The organism is Paraburkholderia steynii, assembly GCF_900100565.1.
Lineage (GTDB): Bacteria > Pseudomonadota > Gammaproteobacteria > Burkholderiales > Burkholderiaceae > Paraburkholderia > Paraburkholderia terrae.
The window spans coordinates 304,741-327,235 of record NZ_FNDI01000005.1; the positions used below are offsets into that span (position 1 = coordinate 304,741).

General features: G+C 62.3%; 15 protein-coding genes. 2 read left to right on the forward strand and 13 right to left on the reverse strand.

Features of this window, described 5'->3' with window-relative positions; all coding sequences use genetic code 11:
- Positions 1-12 precede the first annotated feature (12 nt).
- The 4 genes from BLT65_RS12285 to BLT65_RS12300 form a co-directional block, all read right to left on the reverse strand.
- Entirely contained in the window at positions 13-1,314 is a 1,302-nt protein-coding gene (locus BLT65_RS12285) for a nucleotide sugar dehydrogenase (RefSeq protein ID WP_091778033.1), read from the reverse strand.
- Positions 1,298-2,383, reverse strand: a complete 1,086-nt coding sequence (locus tag BLT65_RS12290) for a hypothetical protein (RefSeq protein WP_091778035.1) — start codon at positions 2,381-2,383, stop codon at positions 1,298-1,300. The genes BLT65_RS12285 and BLT65_RS12290 overlap by 17 nt, the downstream gene beginning before the upstream one ends.
- A gap of 73 nt (positions 2,384-2,456) precedes the next feature.
- A complete protein-coding gene (locus BLT65_RS12295) occupies positions 2,457-3,464 on the reverse strand; it encodes a hypothetical protein (protein ID WP_167306479.1) in 1,008 nt (335 codons plus the stop codon).
- A 379-nt stretch (positions 3,465-3,843) separates the two neighbouring features.
- Positions 3,844-5,061 carry an EAL domain-containing protein gene (locus BLT65_RS12300; RefSeq protein WP_091778039.1) on the reverse strand — a complete coding sequence of 406 codons (1,218 nt, stop codon included), beginning with the start codon at positions 5,059-5,061 and terminating at the stop codon, positions 3,844-3,846.
- A 252-nt stretch (positions 5,062-5,313) separates the two neighbouring features.
- Between BLT65_RS12300 and BLT65_RS12305 the strand changes: the two genes are divergently transcribed.
- Positions 5,314-5,895, forward strand: a complete 582-nt coding sequence (locus tag BLT65_RS12305) for a recombinase family protein (RefSeq protein ID WP_091778157.1) — start codon at positions 5,314-5,316, stop codon at positions 5,893-5,895.
- On the opposite strand, the gene BLT65_RS12310 is transcribed toward BLT65_RS12305, so the two are convergent.
- Positions 5,892-6,458 carry a recombinase family protein gene (locus BLT65_RS12310; protein WP_091778041.1) on the reverse strand — a complete coding sequence of 189 codons (567 nt, stop codon included), beginning with the start codon at positions 6,456-6,458 and terminating at the stop codon, positions 5,892-5,894. The genes BLT65_RS12305 and BLT65_RS12310 overlap by 4 nt on opposite strands.
- A gap of 181 nt (positions 6,459-6,639) precedes the next feature.
- Here BLT65_RS12310 and BLT65_RS12315 point away from each other — a divergent pair, with 181 nt between their 5' ends.
- Entirely contained in the window at positions 6,640-7,158 is a 519-nt protein-coding gene (locus BLT65_RS12315; RefSeq protein ID WP_091778044.1) for a hypothetical protein, read from the forward strand.
- Positions 7,159-7,185: 27 nt separating this feature from the next.
- On the opposite strand, the gene BLT65_RS12320 is transcribed toward BLT65_RS12315, so the two are convergent.
- From BLT65_RS12320 to recC, 8 genes are all read right to left on the reverse strand, one after another.
- Positions 7,186-8,820 (reverse strand): ATP-binding domain-containing protein, encoded by a 1,635-nt coding sequence (locus tag BLT65_RS12320; protein ID WP_091778046.1) that lies wholly within the window; start codon positions 8,818-8,820, stop codon positions 7,186-7,188.
- 20 nt (positions 8,821-8,840) lie between these two features.
- On the reverse strand, positions 8,841-9,860 hold the full coding sequence (locus BLT65_RS12325) for a helix-turn-helix transcriptional regulator (protein WP_091778048.1): 1,020 nt from the start codon (positions 9,858-9,860) through the stop codon (positions 8,841-8,843).
- Positions 9,861-10,003: 143 nt separating this feature from the next.
- Positions 10,004-10,828, reverse strand: coding sequence for an SIR2 family NAD-dependent protein deacylase (locus BLT65_RS12330; protein ID WP_244186485.1), 825 nt, complete (start codon positions 10,826-10,828; stop codon positions 10,004-10,006).
- A gap of 13 nt (positions 10,829-10,841) precedes the next feature.
- Entirely contained in the window at positions 10,842-11,255 is a 414-nt protein-coding gene (locus BLT65_RS12335) for a hypothetical protein (protein ID WP_091778049.1), read from the reverse strand.
- 98 nt (positions 11,256-11,353) lie between these two features.
- Positions 11,354-12,883: a hypothetical protein gene (locus BLT65_RS12340; protein WP_091778051.1), complete on the reverse strand. Its 1,530-nt coding sequence runs from the start codon at positions 12,881-12,883 to the stop codon at positions 11,354-11,356.
- Positions 12,884-12,918: 35 nt separating this feature from the next.
- Complete coding sequence (gene recD / locus BLT65_RS12345; protein WP_091778053.1) at positions 12,919-15,027, reverse strand: exodeoxyribonuclease V subunit alpha; 2,109 nt, start codon at positions 15,025-15,027, stop codon at positions 12,919-12,921.
- Positions 15,024-18,836, reverse strand: coding sequence for an exodeoxyribonuclease V subunit beta (gene recB / locus BLT65_RS12350; RefSeq protein ID WP_091778055.1), 3,813 nt, complete (start codon positions 18,834-18,836; stop codon positions 15,024-15,026). Before recB ends, recD begins: the two co-directional genes overlap by 4 nt.
- A complete protein-coding gene (gene recC / locus BLT65_RS12355; protein WP_244186486.1) occupies positions 18,833-22,477 on the reverse strand; it encodes an exodeoxyribonuclease V subunit gamma in 3,645 nt (1,214 codons plus the stop codon). The genes recB and recC overlap by 4 nt, the downstream gene beginning before the upstream one ends.
- Positions 22,478-22,495 lie beyond the last annotated feature (18 nt).

The following is a 22,495-nucleotide window of genomic DNA, read 5'->3' on the forward strand; positions in this document are numbered from 1 at the left end:
CTACCTCGCAGTTCAGGCTCGCACCAGCGTGACGTTGCGCGGCTCGCTGCCGCGCGCCAGCACGCCCTTCACATCTGTGACGACGGCGCCCTGTCGCGGATGAATATGCCTGAGAATCATGTCCCATCCGCCTTCGACGAAGTCGCTGTGCGCAACGGCGAGCACCACCGCGCGCGCCGGCTCACGACGCTCGAAACTCGTGAGCCTGATGCCGTACTCGCGCTCGACTTCCTTCGGGTCTGCCAGCGGATCAATCACCTGCACGTCGACACCCCAGCTCATGAATTCCCGCACGAGCCCAACCGCTTTCGAATTACGGATGTCGGGCACGTTCTCCTTGAACGTGATGCCCAGCACGGTGATTCGAGAATCGAGCGGCAGTCCCCGATGACGCATCGCCTTCAGCGTCTTCTCCGCGAGCAGGCCGGGCATCTTGTCGTTCACTTCCCGCGCAGCGAGGATCAACGACGGAATGTAGCCGACCTGTGCGGAGCGGTGTGTCAGATAGTACGGGTCGACGGAAATGCAGTGTCCGCCGACGAAGCCCGGCACGTACCGGTGAAAGTTCCACTTCGACGCCGCCGCGTCGATCGCGTCGTGCGTGTCGATATCGAGCCGCGAAAAGATCTGCGACAACTCGTTCATCAGCGCGATGTTCACGTCACGCTGGGTGTTCTCGATCACCTTGGCTGCTTCCGCGACCTTGATAGTGGCCGCGCGATATGTCGTCGTGATCTTCGAATACATGCTATCCACCAGTTCGAGCGTTTCAGGCGTATCGCCCGATACGATCTTGGTCGTGGACGTGAGCGTATGCACCCTGTCGCCGGGATTGATACGCTCCGGCGAATAAGCGACCCAGAAGTCCGTGCCGTGCTGCAAGCGACTCTCTCCCGTTCGCTCGTCGCGCTGCTCAAGCAGCGGCACGCAGATGTCCTCCGTCACCCCAGGATACACCGTGCTCTCGTAGATCACCGTCGTTCCTGCCCGCATATGCCGGGCGATCGTCCGCGTCGCGCCGATAACGGGCCCAAGGTCGGGCACATTTGCGTCCGTAACGGGCGTGGGCACGGTAACGATGATGAGGTCGGCAGCGTGGATTGCCTCGCATGCGTCGCTCGTAAGCCGCCAGCGCGTGGACTGAAGCGCCTGCCCGGCGAGTTCACCCGTCCTGTCGTGTCCCGCGAGCAATTCGTCGATCCGGCTACCATCGATATCGTAGCCCGTCACATCAAAGTGTCTGGCGAGTTCCAACGCGAGCGGGCACCCGACATAACCCAACCCGACAACCAGGATCTCATTGATCTTGCGCATAGTTCTGAGTAAGTAGCGTGATTTGCAAACGTGCCAGATGTACCTTCATGGCGGCCATTGCGAGACTGACGCGGATCTGCGACTTCATCCTGAGCGCTTCAGGCGAATCGAGCTTGCGCAACCGTTCGTACTCGCCCGCAAGTCGGCTTTGCTCATCAAGCAACGACGGCAGACTCTCTTTCTGCACGCTCAGGCGATCAGCCATGCTCCGTTGCATTCCGTCGACTTTTTGCGCAAGCTCGTCGTTGAGCTGTCGCCGCATCGTCATCAGCGAACGTGTCGCGTTCTCGAGCTTTCGTCCATACGAGACTGCATTGAAGTTGTACGTGAACGTAACGGATACGAACGGCTGATACCCCGTCGACGTGTTCACCGGTACGCCCGAAATCGGCTTTTGCATGCCGCCAACGAGCGACACATCCCACGCCTGCAGTTTCTGCTTGTGATTCAGTTCGTCCTGAAGATCCAGCGTCGTCTCGTCGATCGCTGCCAACGCCTGTTTCAGGTCGATCTGCGGAACGTCCGGAATCTGCTGGGAAACGACCTCGGTCTTTGCCGCGGTGTATTGCGTCAGCACCTGGTCGCGCTGTTGTCTGAGCATCAGCACATCCGACAGCACGCCGTTGCCGCTGCGCAGACGCTTGTCGGCGGACTCAATCTCTTCGTTGAGGATATCGACTACATCCTTGAGGTCCGCCGCCTGCGCAACAGCAAGCTGTTTATCGATGGCGGGCATGCCGTATTTCACAGCGCGATCCACGCTGAGCGTGCGCCCAAATAACTCGCACTCCAGCTGCGCGGCTCGCGTTGCGGACATGCCTTGCAGATGCTTGGAAAGGCTTTTCGACAAACCGACCACCACCTGCTTGAGCGACGGGTTCGAGTCGGATTGCCCGAGACGGCCGAAGCCCTCGACACCCGTATCTAGCGTGCGTTCAGCATCTGCCTGATCTTGCACATACTGGCAATAGGCCTGTTTTTCGGCATCGGCCGAAGCTTGCGCAATGGCGGCGGTGCTCAGCGTAACGAGTAGCGTGCAGACAAAAACTCTATGGATTTGCAAGTGCATCAATTCAGTTCAGTTGTTACGAGAAGGATCCCTCAGAGGGTGCTCGCCATCCGGACGGCCCCTCGCCAGGCACCTAGAACAGGAGCGGCTTGTGGTCGATAAAAACGACGGACGACTGTTCGGCGGACTTCACTGAAAACGCCACGCGTGCAAACCGGCCCTTGATGTCCGTCTTGAACAGCGGCTGTCGCGCATATTCCTCTGCGTCGTACACATGTTCGACGGTGCCTACCTTCCGGCACGCGATCACCTGCAGATAACAATCGAAGACTGGCGCGCCGGGGGTCGCATTCGCGAGGTTGTCGTACTGGACGAACACGACGGGAACAGTGCGGGTCAACGCGAGGTAGTACGGCGAACGCTTTGCGACGCTCAGAACGCGCTCCGCATTGGCGACCGTCGCGCGCAGCTGGTCGACGGATTGCCGCGCCGTTTCGGCGTCGACCATCGCCTGCGCGAGCGTCATGCGCAATTGCGCCTCGTTGGTCAGCGATTGCAGCGCCGTCAGCGACACCGCCTGCCCGCCCCCCAGCGTCCTGCTTGCAGCGGCCGCGGCGCGCGCCTGTTCGCGAAGCGTGATCTCGCTGATGTGCGAGTCCGTGATCGCATTCAGGGCGGACCGGATATTGAGCCGGCGCGACATGGCCTCGTCTTTCGTGATCAGGCCGGCAGCCAGATCGGAATCGACGGATGCGAGCATCGGCTTCGCATCGGACACGGCGCTTTCCGTTTGCAGCGAGTCGACATGCTTTCGGCCCAGCGCCGAGCGCATGTCCGCCTCCGTCAACGCGAGCGCATGCGACTCACTATGTGCGGCGGCCCTGAACCGCTCGATGAGCGCGCGGGTATCGGCAATCTGCTCATTGATCACACGGTACTTCTCGCTTGCCGTAGCGAGGTCGACACGATTCTTCAGCAACGCTGCTTCGAGCGCAGACACCTGCGGCTGATAGGCGAGTACTTTTTCCTGCGTCGGCGACAGCACGATCGGCGCGGACCAATTGCGATTGACCGCGTAAAAAACCATCAGAAACAGATACGACAACACGCCAATGACGATGACGAGAAGAATGCCGGCCATGGTGATGCGGTATGTGGAAACAATACTATTCTGGAAGCGCTTGAAGTTCATTGATCGATGTGCTCTTTTTTCGCCTGCTGGATTCTTAATTCGTGTCGATATCACGGGACACACTCTAGTCACTCGTCGGGACACTTCGCGTCTCAAATAAGAGTCTCACGATGTTTGTCGACAGGAACAACGCTGCATCGGGTACGGCGCGCGAGAGGTGCACGCCGACATACGGCATCGGCGTGGATGTATTTGATTGCTGTGGGTTTGCATTCTGCGTTGCGCTCAAGACAAACTGTGTCTCAACCGCAACCGAAGGAACGATGCGCGATAAAGTCAGAAAAGTGGCGCACCGCGTTTGCCGCCACCCGATAACGCAACACTGGCTTTACCGGTTCGCGGCTCCGTTGATCAAGGAGGAATACAGGTAGCCTTGCAGACCTGTCGCACCACACGCGCGGGCAATGCTGGCATCGTCTTCCGTTTCAATTCCTTCGACCACGACGGAAGTCGCGCACACTTTCGCAAGGTCAATGAGTTGCGACAGACGCGCCGCCGCTGCCAGATCGAAACAGCACGCCGCGACCAGCGCACGATCGAGCTTCACGATGTCGACACCGAGGCTGATGAGATTGCGCAGGCTGCCAAAGTCATGACCGACGTCATCGAGCGCAACACTGCAGCCTAGCGATCTGAGCGCCGAGACGAACTCGCGCGCGGCGTCGAGATTGGCAAGGGGAAAAGTTTCCGTGATCTCGATAGTGAGCCGCGATGCGACGTCAGGGACCTCTGCTAGCGTGGCGATGAGCGACGCCCAGTGCACGTCGATGGCTGCACTTTGCGCCGAAATATTGCAACCGATCCTCGCGCGAGGGGACATCGTGAGTCTGCGGATCACAGATTCAACAACCCACCTGTCAAGGCGCCGTACGACGCCCAGACGTTCCAGTGCGCGCACTTCCGAACCGACGCGGAGTCGCTCGCAGGCGATCTCGCCCGTCTTGCAAAGCAACGCTTCGTGATAGAGCGCCACTGCGGGTTCGTTTGCATCGCATACGGGCTCCAGATCGAAGTCAAGCTGACCATCGTCCATTGCTTTGAATACATATTCGGCGACACGCGTATCCGCGACGAACTGTTCCTGCCAATTGTCATCAGGCTGCACGTCGCGCGCGTGGGTGGGGTTGACCGAATTGATATCAAATGGCGCGTCTTCGAAGCGGGCAACGTTCGCTTCGACAACAGGAAACGCGACAGCAGAACCAAGCCGCACGGGTCGATCTGCGAGGCTGGACATAACGAGATCCAGTAGTGACTCGTCCTGGATCTCTTGCGGAATGTCGAAGACGAACAGCATATGTTCGCCGCTGATGGCCGCCGCGCCCGGACGGTGCCGGCACAATTCACGAGCGCGCTCGCGCAGCACGTGGCGCATGTTCGTCGCGAACATCGCTCCGAACACACGCTCGACCTGTGGAAGATTGACGACTGTCGCGACGATGCACAAAGCCGCTGGCGATTCGCCTCGCGTGTCTTGTCCGCCCCCGAAGCGTTTGAGCAACGAATCGAGTTCTCGGCTGGCCCCTCGTGATCTGTGATGACTCATTGCGCCGAACCCATCCTGCCGTCGCGCTTACCGGCCCGCGCCGTCAGGTACAAAAGGGTTCCTTTGTGTCACGATCCATCATAGTTCAGGGCTTCAAAAAAACCATAGATAAAACATGAATCTGCTGTGCCCGCCGACATGGATTGCTGCGCCGACAAAAGGGAACCTTTGTGTCAACGCACGACGGACATTTTTCTGCGCGGCATGCGCATACGCATGCGTCAGAACGATGTGCTCAAGGAGGGCACGATGATGAAGATTGGTTACGCTCGCGTTTCGACGGAAGAACAGAACCTCGATCTGCAAGTATCGGCACTGACGGCGGCAGGTTGCGAACGCCTCTTTCACGATCATGGCGTGTCAGGCGCGACATTCCGCCGGCCGGGTCTGGACGACACGCTCACACAGCTCTGTCGTGACGACACGCTCGTCGTATGGCGGCTCGACAGATTGGGAAGGTCATTGATGAAGCTCGTCGAGCTGATCGAATCACTCGACAAACGGGGCGTCCGCTTTCAGTCGCTTACGGAAGCAATCGACACCACATCGGGCAGCGGCATGTTCATCTTTCATATGATGGCCGCTCTGGCACAGTTCGAGCGGACCTTGATCAGCGAACGGACGCGCTGCGGCATGAAGGTGGCTCGTGATAGAGGCCGCAAGGTGGGACGGCAAGCCGCGATGACACCGGTGCAATGTGCGCAAGCGCTGCTGCTCTCAGATACGTTGCCCGTTGCCGAACTTGCGGAAAAGTTCAAGGTGCATCCGCGAACGATCCAACGCGTGCTGCGCAACGCGCGCACGCCGTCGCAGCACGCAAGCCAGGATGACTAGCGCTGTGCTTCGAGGCCATACCTGCGCAAGCTGCGCAGCAACGTGCGCGGGTGAACTTCGAACTGTTGCGCGACGACATCCGACGTGTGAAGCGACAGCTGCCGCTGAGCCTCGACGCATTCGCTCTGTGTCATCGCACGGCGTCTGCCCACATGCTTTCCGCGCGCCTTGGCGGCCAGCATCCCCGCCCGAGTCCTCTCGCCGATCAGCGAGCGCTCGAATTGCGCGAGCGCGGCCATAATGTGAAAGAGCAGCGTACCACCTGGTGAAGTCGTGTCGATGCACTCAGTAAGCGACACGAACTGAATCCCTCTTGCACCAAGCTCATCGACGAGCTCGACGAGCTTCGTCAGCGAGCGCCCCAGGCGGTCCAGACGCCATACGATCAGCGTGTCGCCTTTTGATAATTTCGTCATTGCCTGTTCGAGCCCCGGGCGGGAGAACCTCGCACCCGAGATTCCCTGATCGGTGAAGATGTCGTCGCAGCCCGCTTGCTTTAGCGCTGCAAGTTGCAGATCGAGATGTTGATCATCGGTGGAAACTCTCGCGTATCCAATTCTCATTCTTGTCGTAGTTGTGTGGCGAACACGGTGTTCGTCAAATGGCCCGACGGAACTATAGAAATCGATGCGGACAAACCATGTCTGAATACGGTCGCGCATTGCCGCCGTCGTTTGGACACAGTTTGACCCGATGCCCGTGCAACATGCGAACTCTGACAACGACTGGGAGCACCCCGTACACATGATCAAACCGACCAACCCGATTCAGGCAGGCATGTCATCAACCGATCGCGATGCGCGCAATGGCCGTCGGCCGCTACGCATTGCGCTGCGGCTCTGGGGTTATGAAGAATCGGAGGTTCAGTCGTGGATCAGCGAACTGCTCGGACTGAACGGTGCGATAACGTGGACGATTGCACGCGATAGACTTGCACGCGGTGCCGACGTCGTCGTGCATATGGTCAGGCCTTCTCGCCTCACGGGTGTCGGGTTCTGCTGGAATTGCGTTGGTGCCAACCGCGCCGTATACCGCTCGATGGCTGAGTGCGGTACTGAGATGATCCTGTTCGAAGGCAAGGCAGAGCACTTGCCACGCCATCGCGCAGGTCATTGGGCGGCGGCGGGCACATTGCCGCCGCACGCCGCACTCGGCCGACTGGGCTGCCTGATTGCCGCATCTTCAACGTACAAGCCTCGAATGCAGGTAGCCGTGCGGCGCAATCTTCTGGGCATCATCGCGCAGCAACTCGATGCCGCCTGACGATGAGCCGGGTGCGGCTGCCCCGCTCTACCGCATCCTCTCGAGCAACGATGCAGCCGCGCGCTCCGACATCACGATAAACAGTTTCATCGTTGCGCGCGTCGCGCCGACAAACAGACGGCGGAAGGTCGCATCGTCGAACTGCTCGAAGTCGACTTCCGTCAGGACCACGCAGGGCGCGCTTTGCCCCTTAAAGCGATAGACGGTTTCAACCGTGATGTCGCCGTCTCGATAGACGGGCGCGCCGTGCTCGTCATATGCGCCCGTGAAGCCTCGCAATGCGTAGCGTCCGAGGCGGTCAAGCACGGGCAAAAGCGACTTGTCGCGGCCATGGAACGTGAGCAGCGCGATGTCCGAAGCAGAGAAACCCGCGGCGGCCGCCTGATCAAGTGCATCGCGGGTTGCCTGCATCGCACCGCCGTCCGTGTACGTGGTAAGGCTGACATCCGATTCTGTAAACGGCCCCGCTGCCTCAATCGCCATCGGCGCACCCGAAAGCATGCCGATAAAGCGCACCACATCATGCGGACTGCGGTGATTCGCCATCGCGCGCACTTCGACCCAACGCGGCAATTCGACGCTCTTACGCAGGTACAGGTTCTGCATCGGATCTTCCAGCCACCAGAAGCGCCCGTTCTTGCGCAACAGCCGCTCGATGGGTACCACCCATTCCTGGCGAAAATCCTGGCCCTCGTCGACGATCACAGTATCAAAGCGCTCAGCATCGTCGGGTTGCCAGTCCCGCAAAGCACGCTCGAGCGAGGCGAACACGTGATCGTCAGCAAAGTCGATTGCGTGACCCAATCGCGCCGCCGCGTGCTGGCAAAGCTGGTGATAGGTGAGAACGGTCGCGCCCGCGGGCACAATACTCCGCAGATGATCGGCAAGCGGGCGGTTGAAACACAGATACAGCGCGCGCCGCCCGCCATTCACGACATCGTCGAGCACGCGGATCGCAAGCTGCGTCTTGCCCGAACCCGCCGTGCCAATCACACGGAGCCTGAACGGCTCGAACTCGATCGAACGTGCCCAAGTCGCGAGTCCGCCCGAAACACGCGTCACGAATCTCGTCACTTCGCCGATCATCGCGCGGACATCCGGCGTCAGCGACAGCTCGTCCGCAAGAAAGGCGTGAATGCGGCCACGGCAAGGAAGCGGCGGTTCGTCGGTCGGCAGAATCGCCTCGACGATGGACACAAGTTTATCTTTGCGCGCAGCATCGACGATCCGTTCAGGATTCACGCCGGATATCGCCGGAAACTTCACGCGGTAGTCCGGGCAGTACAGCATCTCTTCGAGCTTGTACTTCTGCGCGCCGAACGCGTCCTTGAAGCGTCCGTGCATACCGCCGATGGTGCGTGCGATCTGCGAGGACACACTCTTGCTCTTGCCGGCGTACAGTTTGGTGAGACCGTCTGGCGTTTCTTCCAGCGCGCCCGACTTCTGTTCGATCACGAGCACGCGGCCTGCAGGGCTCACTATCACGAAATCGGCCTCGCCGAAAATCGAAAACCCCTTGTTCAGCTGCGTCCAGTGAACACCGTGATAGACGGAATAGCTGTCAGGCAAGCCGCGTTGCAGGACGCCGAGCGTTTCGATTTCGCGCTTCGCCGCGCCGCTCACCAGCCGGTCGTTCCAGCCGCCGGGAAATACCTGGGCCATATATCGATCCTTCCCAACCGCTATTGGCCGTAGATCTGCGCAAGCTCGGCCGCTTCCGCAGCAAGCTCGCTGCGCAGGCCGGCGGGCCCCATCACCTCGACGTACGGCCCGAACGAGCGCAGCCACCAGCGCAGCCTCTGGCTCAGCATCACGGTGCCCTGCACATGCAGAGCGTCGTCCTTGCGCGTGCTCTTTTGATCCTTTGACATGGGCGCTTCGAGCAGATGGTCGCCCGCGCCGCAGACGAACTTCAGCTTGAGCAGCACTTCTTTCTCGACCATGAAGTCAAAACTGCGTTGCTGTCTGACGTACGAATCGAGCGAAAACGATATGGGATAGACGAACGACTCGAGCATCGCATCGGCACGCGCGACACGGTCCATCCGGTACATCGTCGGATTGTCCTTGCCTTCCGTGCCCGCTACCAGATAGACCAGTCCACCCACTTCGACCAGACCGAACGGCAGCACGACTTTCGCGCGATCGTTGTCGACCTTGTGACGCGGACGGTAGAGGATCTCCAGCTTGCGCTCCTCGAACAGCGCTCTCGACACTGTCGCGAAAGTCTCGCGATCAATCACCGGATAATTCAGCGCGAACCCGCCGCTTTCCACGGCAACCTTGCTCGCCCACCGCGAGTACTTGCGCTCGGTTTCGTTGTTGGTTCTCTGCAGCCGCGTATCGGCGATTTCGAACATCGCCGACAGCGAATCGGCCACCAGCCCCGGAATCTGTCGCGACGAGAAGCGTCTGAGCGTTTGCAGCGCCAGTGCCTCGTCGAAGCTCATCATCGCGCCGGCCTTGGCCGCCATGCCGCTCGCGCCGGCCTTCTTGCGCCATACGGATGCCGTGCCGCGCTGGTCCACCTCGACAAGGCCCTCTTCCTCGAGTTTCGACAGGTGCCGGTGAATCGTCTTCGACGAAGGCATGTTCTGCACCGTACTCATCAGACGACGATGGATGTCCGGCGTGCTGAGATAGGGGCTTTGCGTGGCGGCGTCGGGAAGGACGCGCATGATTTCACGGTCAATATCGGACATTGAACGAATCGCTCGTTTGGATGGAAGGTCTCGGGTTTATCGGCACCTTTTTATGGTTTCTTGAGTTCGTGCATCGTTGCAAGCCAATGCAGCCGATAAACCTGCGATCCTTCCGCGACGCGACGCGCACCATATTCCTGAAGTCAGTTTCCGGCGAGCACGGCGTCGAGTGCTTTGAGTACATCGAGAGCAGTGCCGCGCAAGCCGACACCCTCGCCCACCACTTCGCTTTCGTCGGGATTGATGCGGATGAGCGGGCCGCGCACCGACTCCGCGAACATGCGCACGCTCAGTACCGCCGTGCCTGCACCGAGTTCGATCACCACGGGTCGTTGCACGGCGCGCAGCCAGATACGCAGCCTCTCCCATTGCGCCGTAGTGCGCGTTTCGACCCAGCATTGGTCGTCGAACAACAGGAAATTAGGCCGCGCGAGATGGCCGCAATGCGGGCATCGCGGCAAAGCGGAAGGCGCAAGCGCGTCGATATCGACGCCATCCATCATATTGCCCGACGCCCAGATTGCATCGCCGCAGGGCATGCCGCACTGTATGAAATTGATCGTGCCGTGACACTCGAGGATGCGTGCCTCTTCATAACCCGCCGCCTGAAAGTGGCCGTCGACGTTGCTCGTGAAAACGAAGGCGCCATGCGCAACGCGACGTGCCCAGCGATCGAGCATCGCATAGCCTGCATGCGGCTTCAGTTGACGGCACACCTGAAGCGCGCGCCCGTAGAATTGCCACGCATCGACGGGTTTGTCTACAAAGCAGTCCCCCTTCGTCAGCGAGCCGACGTCACGCTCCGTCATGCCTGCGGGCAGCAGCGACGTCCACAAGCCTTGTGTGCCCCGAAAGTCGGGCAGGCCAGAATCCACGCTCATGCCCGCACCTGCCGCGATCACAATGCCGTCGGCGTTGCGAATCCACTCGGCGGCGCGTTGAATGTCGTTGTAATCGATCATCGTCATGTTCTCGTTATAGTCAGAAACGTTCGGCCCAGCGGTCCCAGAAGCCCGGTTCGTCGTGGTGCGCATTCCTGTTGGCATAGTCGAGGCCAATCACGAGAAAGCGCATGTGCGGCATTCGCAGCGAGCCGTCCGGGTGCTCAAGAAACGCTTCGAGCGCGCGATAGCGAGGATCGGCGAGGTCGTACGGTACATCGATATAGATCGAGCCGCGATAGCTGACCATCATCCGTTCATCGGCGACTTCGCCGCAGGGCTGCCACGCGTAGCCGTGCGTATCGAGCCATTCGATGATGACGGCGCGCCCGGGGTGCGACTCCCAGTCATACGGCGAAGGTTCGCCGGATGGATCGTCGGTGAAGGTCACGAAAAGCGCATCGCGCTGCTTTTTGCGTGCGATCGCGTCGATGTGGTCGATCATTTGCGGCATGGCGTGGGTCCGTGTCGGAAGAGGGACCTGTAGCGTGACAGGTGGTCGGGACATTTGTTGTCCCGATTCCCCGCCACGTCCCGCCGTGAGTCCGTTCCTTATCGATCGACACCGAGCCGATTGCGAAAGTCGTCGAATCCATCGCGAAAGAAACGACGAAACAGGTCGGTCGGCTGGAAGTCTCTGTCAAGCAAACCAAAGTGCGTGCCGACTCCCCGGCCGACCGATAGCAGCGTATTTGCCGAATTTCTGGTGCCTGCAAAGCCCGTCCTGATCAGACGTTCGGTGCGAGCTTCAGGCGTCGGGTCAGCCGCATAGCAGTATCCCGTCAGCCCGGCGCAAACGAGGCACACCTGTTCGCGCTCATCGCCCGCGATAAACTCCGGCTCACCGTTATTCGCTACGAGAAGCCCGCCTTCCTTCCCATCCCCAATCGACTGCACATGCTCCAGCGTGCGTTCGGGAAGATTGAACTCGCGTTCGCCAAGCGGATATTGATAGTTCGCGAAGTTGTTCGCGATGGAGACGTGCATATCCGATCGCGGATTGGCTTGCAGCCAAAGACCGAATGCATCTATCCCAGGGTCGGCCGGACTTGTCTCGCGATACGCGCGATACACACTTAACACGCTGCCAAACGGATGTCCGACCGGCACCCAGTTTCCACTTCTATCAGGGGTAGGCGGAGAGCCACCGGCATCCGGCGCAGTGTGAATCCCGTCATCACCGCCGAGACTCCGGATGTCATATCCGATCATGAACAGCGCGGCCTCGAACGCATGGCAACGAGCGGCGATATTGTTCGCGGCTTTGCCTGCAAGCTCGCTCGCAAATAGCGCGGTCTGTTCAAGAACAGCGCGAATGATCCACCCTGTCTTCAGTTGCCATCGCGCCCATTCCTCAGGGCGAACCTGAGGCGTATAGAACTGCGGCGATGCCGTCAAACCCAAGCCAACAGGATTGCGAATCTGCGGTCCGCGCGCGGGCCCCGATGGAAAGCCCAGCGCATCATACTGAACACCTTCGCGTCCGAGCTCGCCCCTGAACATTTCATACAACATCGCCAGGGCAGCACCAACACGGCTGTCATAAATCGGCGAGCCCGTCGTATCGAACAGCGCGTGAATCTTGGTCATGCCCGAGTCGAATCGCTCCACATTACCGGCGTGCAAGGCCTCGAGCGCCTGGTCTCCGTCTAGCGCAAAAAGCGGTGCCAGTTCTTTCAGATACGCGCACCACTCGTTTTTCCGGACCTTCGACTCGATAAATGGAATCGCACTACTCACACCACCCCACCGCAATATTTCGCGTGCAGCAGCGCCCGCCTCGAGTTCGTCGCCATTCGCGACGCTCTCGCGCAGCCACGCGCCAAGACGTTCGAGCGACGCGCGCGTCGACGCCCAGTCACCGGATTCAACCGGCTTGCAGGTGCGCGGCTCGTACCAGCTCGCACGCCAGTGGTAGTGCGCGAGAACCGCTTCGAGACCGGACACCTGCTCATCGATTCCCCCCGGAACATACCTGCTGTGCGCAACACGCAGCCGCACAGACAATTCCGGCAGCCGCCGGGCAAGCCAGGTCACGAAGCCCTGTACACTAGGTTGTGCGAGAAACTCTTTACGGTTCATCGGTACACGTTCCTTCAAAAGAAGTTTTCAAAGCGTCACTGAAAATCGAATCCAGCCGACAGACCGCTCGCACGCAGGACGCACGCCTCCACAGCCCGCTCGACGATCGACTTGCCGCCAGCACTTGCGATCGTCAAAAAACTTCGAGCCCGGGTGATCCCCGTGTAGACGAGTTCGCGCGTCAACACGGGGCTGAGCGTGTCGGGCAGCACGAGCGCGGCGTGCGTGAACTCCGAGCCTTGCGATTTATGGACCGTCAGCGCGAACACGGTCTCAACGGCCTGCAGGCGGCTCGGCAGCACCCACTTGATGCGATGCGAGCCATCACCCGCAGCAAATGCGACGCGTAGGGTCCAGCCGCCCTCGGGCGTGGGCAGCTCAAGCGTGATACCAATGTCGCCGTTCATCAGTCCCAGTTCGTAGTCGTTGCGCGTCACCAGCACGGGACGCCCGACATACCATTCGCCCGTCGCGGCAATGAGTCGCTCCTCCTGGAGCAGATACGCGACGCGCCGGTTCAGTCCCTCGACGCCCCACGCCCCGCGCCGCAACGCGCACAACAGCTGGAATTCCCCATGCGCGTCGAGCACGGCGTTCGCCCAGACGTCCAAAGTCGCCTGATCGGCATCGTGCGAGGGCTGCTTAGCGCGCAATGTTTGCAGATAGTGGCGATAGCCGCGCCGCCCGTTGGTCGTCACCTCACGACCAATGCCACCCGCCACGCCGTCGACGACGAGCGCCTTGAATGCCGCATCGCCCTTTTCCATCGATTCGATCCACGCGAGGTCCGAGTAACCGTGCGCCCACACCTTTGCGACCTTTGCAGGCTCGCCGCTGTTGACAGCCTCGGCTAGCTGCCCGATGCCGCTGTCCTTCGAAAAGCGGTGGCTCACGCGCAGCATCGCAATCGACTGATCGAGCGCGCTGCCCGCGTCGTCCACCAGACGTGCATCGATGCGCTCGCCTGTCGCCGCTTCCAGCCAGGTTTGCGTCGCACGCGTGAAGTGGGCGGCACGGGCGCGCTGGCAAAGTTCGCCGAGCACAGCGCCTGCCTCCACAGAAGCCAACTGGTCCTTGTCGCCAAGCAGGATCAGGCGCGCCTCTCCGGGCAGCGCGTCAAGCACGGCATTCATCATCTCCAGATCGACCATCGACGCCTCGTCGATTACCAGCACATCGAGCGCGAGCGGATTGCCCGCGTGATGCCTGAAACACCGCGAGTCGGGACGCGTGCCGAGCAGCCGGTGCAGCGTCGTAACGGCGACGGGAATCGCCTCCCGGATCGCCTCGCCACGTGCGAAAGCACCGAGCGGCAGACGCGCGACCGCGCCTGCGATCGACTCGTTCAGGCGCGCGGCCGCCTTGCCCGTCGGCGCCGCGAGGCGGATGCGCAACGGCCGTGCAGAGCCGTCCGCGAGCGCCTGCGATTGCAGCAACGCGAGCAGCTTCACGACGGTCGTCGTCTTGCCCGTGCCGGGTCCGCCCGTGATGATGCTGAACGCGCTGCGCGCGGCGAGCGCGCAGGCGAGCTTCTGCCAGTCGGTTTCCTCGTTGTCGTCCTGTTTCGACTGCGATGGAAACAGCGTCGCTAGCGCATGGCGCAGCCCCTCGGCGTCCAGCCCGCTTTCGAGTCGTCCCGTCGCTTCGAAGCGCTGGCCGATCGCGCGGCATACGTTCTGTTCGTACTGCCAGTAGCGCCGCAAATAGAGCCGCGTCCCGATCAGCACCAGCGGCGTGCTGCCGGCGCCGCCGCATACCAGATCGGCATGCGCGAGCGCTGCCCGCCAGCGCTCCAGCGTGATGTCCGCGAGCACCGTCGACGGCAGCACGACATCTCGAGCTTCGTCGTCACGCGCGAACAGGCCCTCGGGCGGAAGCGACAACACGGACGCGGGGTTGTCGAGCGTCGCGGCAAGATCGAGGCAAGCGTGGCCGCGCCCGAGCTGATGGCTCGTAAGCGCCGCCGCGAGTATCAGTAGCGCGTGCGCATCGGGCACTTCGCGCGCGAGAAAACGGGCGAATGCGGCGTCGATGTCCCGCAGCCAGCCCCGCTCGACCCAGCCTGTCATCAGCCGCTCGACCTGCTCGCGGCTTCCCACGCCTTGGGGCACAGCGTCAGTCGTTTCGGGAAAGGTCGTACTCATGCTGCCTCCAGACCGGCGACAGTAGCGTCGCCCGTGAACAGTGCGTCGAGCCGTTCGATCAGCTCGCGCGGCGGCCGCTCGGCATAGACGCCCTGTGTCGTTGCGTTCAGGCCGCGCAGGAACAGATAGACCGCGCCGCCAATGTGCGTGTCGTAGTCGTAGCCGGGCTGCCGCGCCTTCAGCAGCCTGTGCAGGGCGAGCAGATACAGCACGTATTGCAAGTCGTAGCGCGAGCGCAGGATCTGCGCGCGAATCTTCTCCGCCGTGTAGGCGGCGTCGTCGGCACCGAGCCAGTTCGACTTGTAGTCGGCCACGTAGTAGCGGCCTTCGTGCTCGAACACGAGATCCATGAAGCCCTTGAGCATGCCGTTCAGCTGGGCAGGTTCGATCGCGGGGCGTTCGGCTCGTTCGACCGTGTATTCGCTCACGAGTCTGTCGATGGCAGCCGTGTCGACGTGATGCGCGGCAAGCCAGAACTCCATTTCGGCGATCGACTCGCGCAACCCGGACAACGCGACCGATGTTGCCTTGATGCCCTGCTTCCCACTTAACGCGAGCGGCGTCGTGATGATCTGCCTGATCCATTCCGTCAGCGGATCAATCCAGCGCTCCCAGCCACGCACGCTGCAACGGCGCGCGACAACTTCGCGCAGCGGCCCGCTGTCTGCTGCGACCTCGGCGAATCCGCGGTGAGCGGCCCATTCGAGGAGATCGTGCAGGAAGCTACCTTCGTCGGAACCGCGCGGGAAATCGTGTAACGCGCGCGCCGCCGGCTGAGCTGCCGCGCGACGCAGCGGCTGCGGCGACGGCGCATCGTCAGCGTCGAGCTCCCGCTCGGCATCGCGTGCCTCGATGAAGCCTTCTTCACTCGACGTATCCGGCGCGACCCACGCGCCCTGGCTCATCTTCTTGAGGCTCGAATAGCTCGCTACGGACCACTGTTCGCGCATCACGCGCGCCGACTTGCGTGCCTTACCCTGCCGCGCGGCTTCATCCTTGCCGGCGAGCCGTTCGACGTCCGGTTCGGGCGCGGGAGCAATCGCAATGTGCGTCGATGCGCCGAACGCCTCTTCGAGGCTCTTGGCGAGGCTGGCTGCCGCGAGTACCTTTCCGCCGTTGAGCAGATGGCCGATCGCGCTGCGCTCAAATTCCTTGATCTCCGCCATGCCGATCCACGTCGCGTAGCGGGCGCGCGTTAACGCCACGTAGAGCTTGCGCAGATCTTCGCCAAGCCGCTCGCGGTCGACCTTTTGCAGGACACCGCCCTTGTCTGCCAGCGCGACCTGCAAGTCACCTTGTGCGTCGTGCCATTTGAGCGGCATGTCGTCTGCATTTGCCGGACGATGTGCGCAAACGAACGGCAGGAACACGAGCGGATATTCGAGCCCTTTCGACTTGTGAATGGTCACCACCTTCACGAGATCGCCGTCACTTTCCAGACGGATTTGCCGCGCGTCGCCGCCGCCATTGCCTTCAGACGAGGCCTGTCGCTCTTCGACGAGATAGCGGATCAGGCCGTGCTCGCCTTCGATCAGCGTGCTGGCCTGCTGCAGCAGTTCGGCCAGATGCAGCAGGTCAGTCATGATCCGCTCGCCGCCTTCCACGCTCTGCCCCTTGTGCGCGTCCAAGCCGAGCAGGCGCGCAGGCACGCCGAAATCGTTGAGCAACCTCCGCAGCATCGGCAGCACGCCCTGGCGGCGCCAGCATTCGCGATAGCCGCGAAACTGCAGCACGCACGCTTCCCACTTCATTTCATTGCCGTAGAGTGCGTCGAGCTGGGTCCAGCCAAGCCCGAGCGTCGCGGTCGCGAGCGCAGTGCGCACGAGCCGTCCGTCGTCGGGGTCCGCGCAGGCCGCGAGCCAGTGCTGCAGTTCGGCAGCTTGAGGACTCTGGAGTACCGAGTCCTTGTCGGACAGATAGACGGTGCGCACATTGCGTCTCGCGAGCGCCGAGCGGATCGCGTCGGCTTCCGTCCGGTTGCTGACGAGCACGGCCATGTCGGCGGGGCGCAGCGCCTTTCGACCGTCTTCGCCCACGAACCCGGCGCTGCCGCGTTGTCCAAGGTCGAGCAGCCGCACCATCTCGGTTGCGCAGCTCTGCGCCATGCGGTCGATATAGGTGGTCTTGTCGAGCGGCTTGCCGTCGTCGGACGCGGGCAGCCACCATGCCGTCAATGCGCGCGGCACCTCGCCGTCGACGACGAACGCGTCGTCACGGCCTTTCGCGCCGACCGTGACGAACGGCACGGGATTGCCATCACTCGTGCGGAACAGGAATGCGCCATCGCCATCGTTGCGCTGCTCCGCGACGTTGAAGCAATGGTTCGTCGCGTTAACCATCGCGTGCGTCGAGCGGAAGTTCGTCGCGAGCGTGTAGAGCTGCGTGCCGCAAGAGCGGCGCGCCGCAAGGTATGTATAAATGTCCGCGCCGCGAAACGCGTAGATGGCCTGCTTCGGATCGCCGATCAGGATGAGCGCGTTCGTTGCAATGTCGTTGGTGCCATCGTTCGCACCATCGTTCGCCTGGCGATAGACGGCATCGAAGATGCGGTACTGGACCGGGTCCGTATCCTGGAACTCGTCGATCAACGCGACCGGAAACTGCTTGCGCACAATCCCGGCAAGCCGGTCGCCATTCGGGCCATGCAGCGCGGCGTCGAGGCGCGTGAGGAGATCGTCGAAGCCCATTTGTGCGCGCCGCGCCTGTTCTGCCGCGAAGCGCTCCGCCACCCATCGGGCCGCATGCGAGAGGAAATCGTCACGCGCATCGGGCAGCGCGTCGAGTTCGGCGCGCAATGTCAAGAGCGCGTCAAAGCCTGGGTGCGACGGAGGCGTGCCCTTCTGGCAATACTTGGTGAGTCCATCGGGGGTCAGGCGCTCCCAGCCGTTCTCACTCAGCGCCGGCATATTCTTTAGCGGATCGCATGCCCATTCGCTAAGCGCATCGAGCCAATTTTTGCAGTTTGCCGGTCCCAATTCTCTGCCGACGTATTGCCCGGCGGCCCGCGCTGTGTCGAGTACAACTTTCATTTCCGCGGGCCACGTCTTCCACGGCGCCTTCAATTCGGCGAGACGGTGCGCCAACGCTTCTCGGGCGGCCTGCAACGCATCGGCCGGTTTGGACGCGTCCTCCAGCAACGGCGCAACGTCGATCAGATTGCGCAGCTTCTTCTGCAATTCCTGCGGCCCGGCGGCCCATGCGGCCACACTTGCTGCGTCTTCCGCGCCGAGCGGCGCGAGGAACGTGCGCCAATAGTCGCGCACCACTTCTGCGAGCAGTTCGGCCTGATCGGTTTCAAGCGACTGGGTGAACAGGCTGTCGCTATCGAATGCGTGCTCGCGCAGCATGCGGTTGCACCAGCCGTGAATGGTCGACACGGCCGCTTCATCCATCCACTCGGCGGCGAGTTGGAGCCGCCGCGCGCAAGCGGGCCATTGCTGTGCCGGATAGGCTTCGCGCAGCGTGTGCAGCAGATCAGTCTCGCCCGGCGCGAGCGTTGTCACTTCGTCAGGGTCGGTCTGAAAATACGCGGCCGCCGCCGTCAATCTCGCGCGGATACGGTCGCGCAACTCCTTGGTTGCGGCATCGGTAAAGGTCACCACGAGAATCTCGGGCGGCGTCAGCGGACGCGCTCGCTCGTTCGACGGATCGTGTCCCAGCACCAGCCGCACATAGAGCATCGCGATCGTAAAGGTCTTGCCCGTGCCTGCGCTCGCTTCGATCAGACTGCGGCCGGACAGCGAGAAGCGCAGGGGGTCGAGCGGGCGCGGCACACTCATCGCGTTCATTGAAGGGATAGGCCCGTTCATTCGTTGGCTCCTGCCGCGTTGGCCACGGCTTTGTCTTTGTCTTTGTCTTTGTCTTTCTTTTTCACCGCGAGAATCAGCGGCCCGAGCAGCATGCCGGCGAGCGTCGAGAATTCACCGCTCGCAGACAACGCGTCGAAGTCGGGATAAGCGCGGCCCAGGCTCGCGCTTTTCGCCGCCTCGCCCGGCGAGTAGCCGCCGTCGTATTTGTCGCGCGCGGCCTTCACAGCCGCCGCCGGGTCCTGCTGCGGCTTCCCGCTATCGCCAAAGGCGTTAGTTGCGAACAGCCATTCGACGCCCGTCTCGACGGCAAGCGGCAGCGGCCTGCGCATGCCTTCTTCCCATGTGCGCAGCAGCGTGCCCAGATACGCTTCCGCCGCGCCGTCCTTCAGCGGCTCGAACTCTACCGTTCCCTTCTTGCTGACGATCACCGTCGTCACCTTACGTCCGTCGAGGTTCGCCGCAAGATGCTGAACCCACGGCGCGATCAGCCTCGGATAGCGATAGCGGTTCTTCCTCGCCTCCGCGAGTTCGCTCGTTTCGAGCAACACGCGCGCGAGCTTGCCGTCGACACCGACGCGCCATTGGCCGAGCCAGTCCGCGACAGCAAGTCGCCCGTATTCGCTGGCAATTTCAAAACCGATTTCCTGCTCGCGCGCGATGACCGTTGGCCAGCGTTCGAGCTGTTTGCGGTACTCCGCAAAGAGCTTGTCCATCGGCTCGATTAGCTTGTCGTTCGCCAGTTCGCCGAACCCGCCCGCGGCCACGTCGCCTCGGCGGCGGATGACGGCGAGCCGCGCCTCGCGCGCCGCAGCGAGAGCCGCATCGTCGTGGTTCCCGTCGTGCACTTCGGAGGCCAGAGCGTGGATCAGTTCGTCCTGAAGCTTCCAGGTTTCGAGCGCATCCAGCTTGAACGGCTCCTGATCGTCGCTCGCGCTTACCTGCGTGTCGAGCGCGACGCGCAGGCGCTGATTGAAGAACGCCTTGACTGGGCTCTTCAGGAAGTCCGCGAGTTCACGCAGCGACAAAGGCTCGTCACGCACGACAGGGGCAAGCGCGGCATCCCGCGCGGGCCCGCCTGCTTCGGTCTGGCTCGGCGCGGTACGCCACTCGGCCGCATAGGTAAAGAGCGGCGAAGCCGCGGCGGCGTCCGCATCCAGGGAAAAATACTCGGCGCTGAATGGCTGCAGGCGGTGTTCGACCGTCAATGTATCGACGAGCGTAGCGCTCGTGTCGCAGCTTGCGTTCTCGTTACGCCACCCTTCTGCCAGGTGATCGCGAAGCTGGCCGATCAGCACCGACGGCGGGCGGTCGCTGTTGTCGTTGATGCTGCGCCCGACCCAGGACACATGCAGGTGATCGCGTGCCGACAACACCGCTTCGAGCAGCAGATAGCGATCGTCCTCGCGGCGCGACCGGTCACCGGGCCGGTAGTGACCGCGCATCAGGTCGAAGTCGATCGGAACGCGCGTGCGCGGATAGTCGCCGTCGTTCATGCCGAGCAGGCACACTCGGCGAAACGGAATGGCGCGCATCGGCATCAGTGTCGCGAACGTCACCGCGCCCCCGAAGAAGCGTTGCGAAAGGCCGCCTTCGTCGAGCTGACCCAGCCAGTAATCGCCGACCACGGAAAGCGGCAGCGTGTCGGTGAGACCAGCCTCTTCACACGCATCAAGCCACGCCTGCAGGACGTTATCGAGGTGCGCGAGCGTATAGGCGTCGTTACCGTCCTCGGCGTTGAAGAATGCATGCTTGAGCGCACGCAGACGCTCACACCACCCGGCGGGCGTCGCGGGCTCGCTGAGCGCGCGCCATGCGTGGTCCAGCTCGTCGATCAGCCTCACGAGCGGTCCGAGCAGCACTGCGTCCAGCCCGCCGACTTCGCCGAACGGCTCGATCTCGCGCCACGCTTGAGCATCGCCGCCGACGGCATAGCCCAGCAGCATCCGGCGCAGGCCGAACATCCAGGTATGCGGCGCCGCCGCGCTGTCGTCGCGTGGCAGGCCCAGGCTCTCGCGGTGCCCGGTATGAAGCCCCCAGCGCACGTTCGCGCCCCGCATCCATGCGCGCAGCTTCGGCAGATCGCGTTCGTCGATGCCGAAGCGCGCGCGCAGCGCGGGTACATCGAGTAGATCGAGCAAGTCGCTCACGTTCACACGCGAATGCTGCAAGCCGAGCAGCGTCTCGAGTGCGCCCACCAGCGGGTCGGCCTTGCGTTGTCCACGATCGGCGACGCTGAACGGAATGTAGCGAGGATCTTCGCGGTCGAGCAGTCCGAACACGGCCTGGATATGCGGAGCGTAGGCCTCGATATCCGGCACCATCACGATGATGTCTCGCGGCTTCAGGCTCGGATCTGCGTTGAATGCCGCGAGCAGCTGGTCGTGCAGGATCTCGACTTCGCGCTGCGCGCTGTGGGCGACATGGAAACGGATTGAGTCGTCCGTCACCGGATCGACGTCGGGCCATTCGGTTTGCGTCTCGCGCAGCGGACGCAGGTCACGGATGTCGTCCTGCAGCTGCTGCAACAGCGTCGCTGCATCGCGTTCCTCGAACAGGTCGATGCGCTGACCGATGCCCGCGAACTGCGGGCGATAGCGCTCGCGCGCCTCGGCGCTGTCGAACTCGTCGAGCAAGCCGATGAAATCGCGCCCCTGCTTGCCCCATGACGCAAGCAGCGGATGCGCATGCAAATGCAGCTCGTCTGCGGGCAGTTCGGCGGGTGAGCCGTCGCGGCGCTGCTGACGCGAGTGCTGCGCGCGCAGCAGTTCCTTGTCGGGGACGATGTCGGCCCAATAGTGCGCGCACGGGTTCGGCACACACATCAGCACCTGGCTCCAACGCGCGAGCGCGGCTAATGCCTCCAGCGACTGGCGCGGCAGGCTCGAAATGCCGAACACGACAATCCGCCGCGGCAGACCGGCCGGGCGCGCGTCGCTGTCCCACGCGTCGACGCGCTTCAGGAACGCCTCGTGCACGGCAGCGCGCCCGCCGTTCGACATCGCATCGTGCGCCGAGCCGCTGTTCATCGATCGCGCGACGTCGGCGACCAGCTCGCGCCATAGCGCCGCCTGCCAGCGCTGCTCATCCGGTAATGGATGGGCCTCGCCCTTCGCATCCAGCACGACGTCATCGCCCTGCGCCCAGCTAGCCAGCCAGTCCGAGCGATACATCTGGTACTGATCGAACAGATCGGCGATCCGCTCAGCAAGCTGAAAGCGCTTGCGGCGGTCGTCGTCGTGGCTAATGAAACGGCGCAATGGCTCGAACGCCGGGAGGTCGATGAGAGCAGGCAAGACGCGCATCAGCCGCCAGACGAGCCGGGATTCGTCGAATGGCGACACCTCGGCCACCGACGAAGCCCCGAGCACCGAGCGATACGCCTGCCAGATGAATCGTGAAGGCAACGAGACTTCCAGTGCGGCGGCAATGCCACAGCCGCCGGAGCCCGTCACGGGATCCCGATCGGCAGCGAGCGCCAGCTTGAGCCACTGCGCGATGCCGTTGCTCTGCACGAGGATCGTCTCGTTCTCGAGCGGTGCGAGCGGATAACGCTTCATCCATTCGACAAGCAGATCGCGAAGCCGCTCGGACCGATTGCCGTGAATCAGCATCAGGCCCGGAGAGATGGAATTCGAGGTCAAGAAAAGCTCCATGAACGC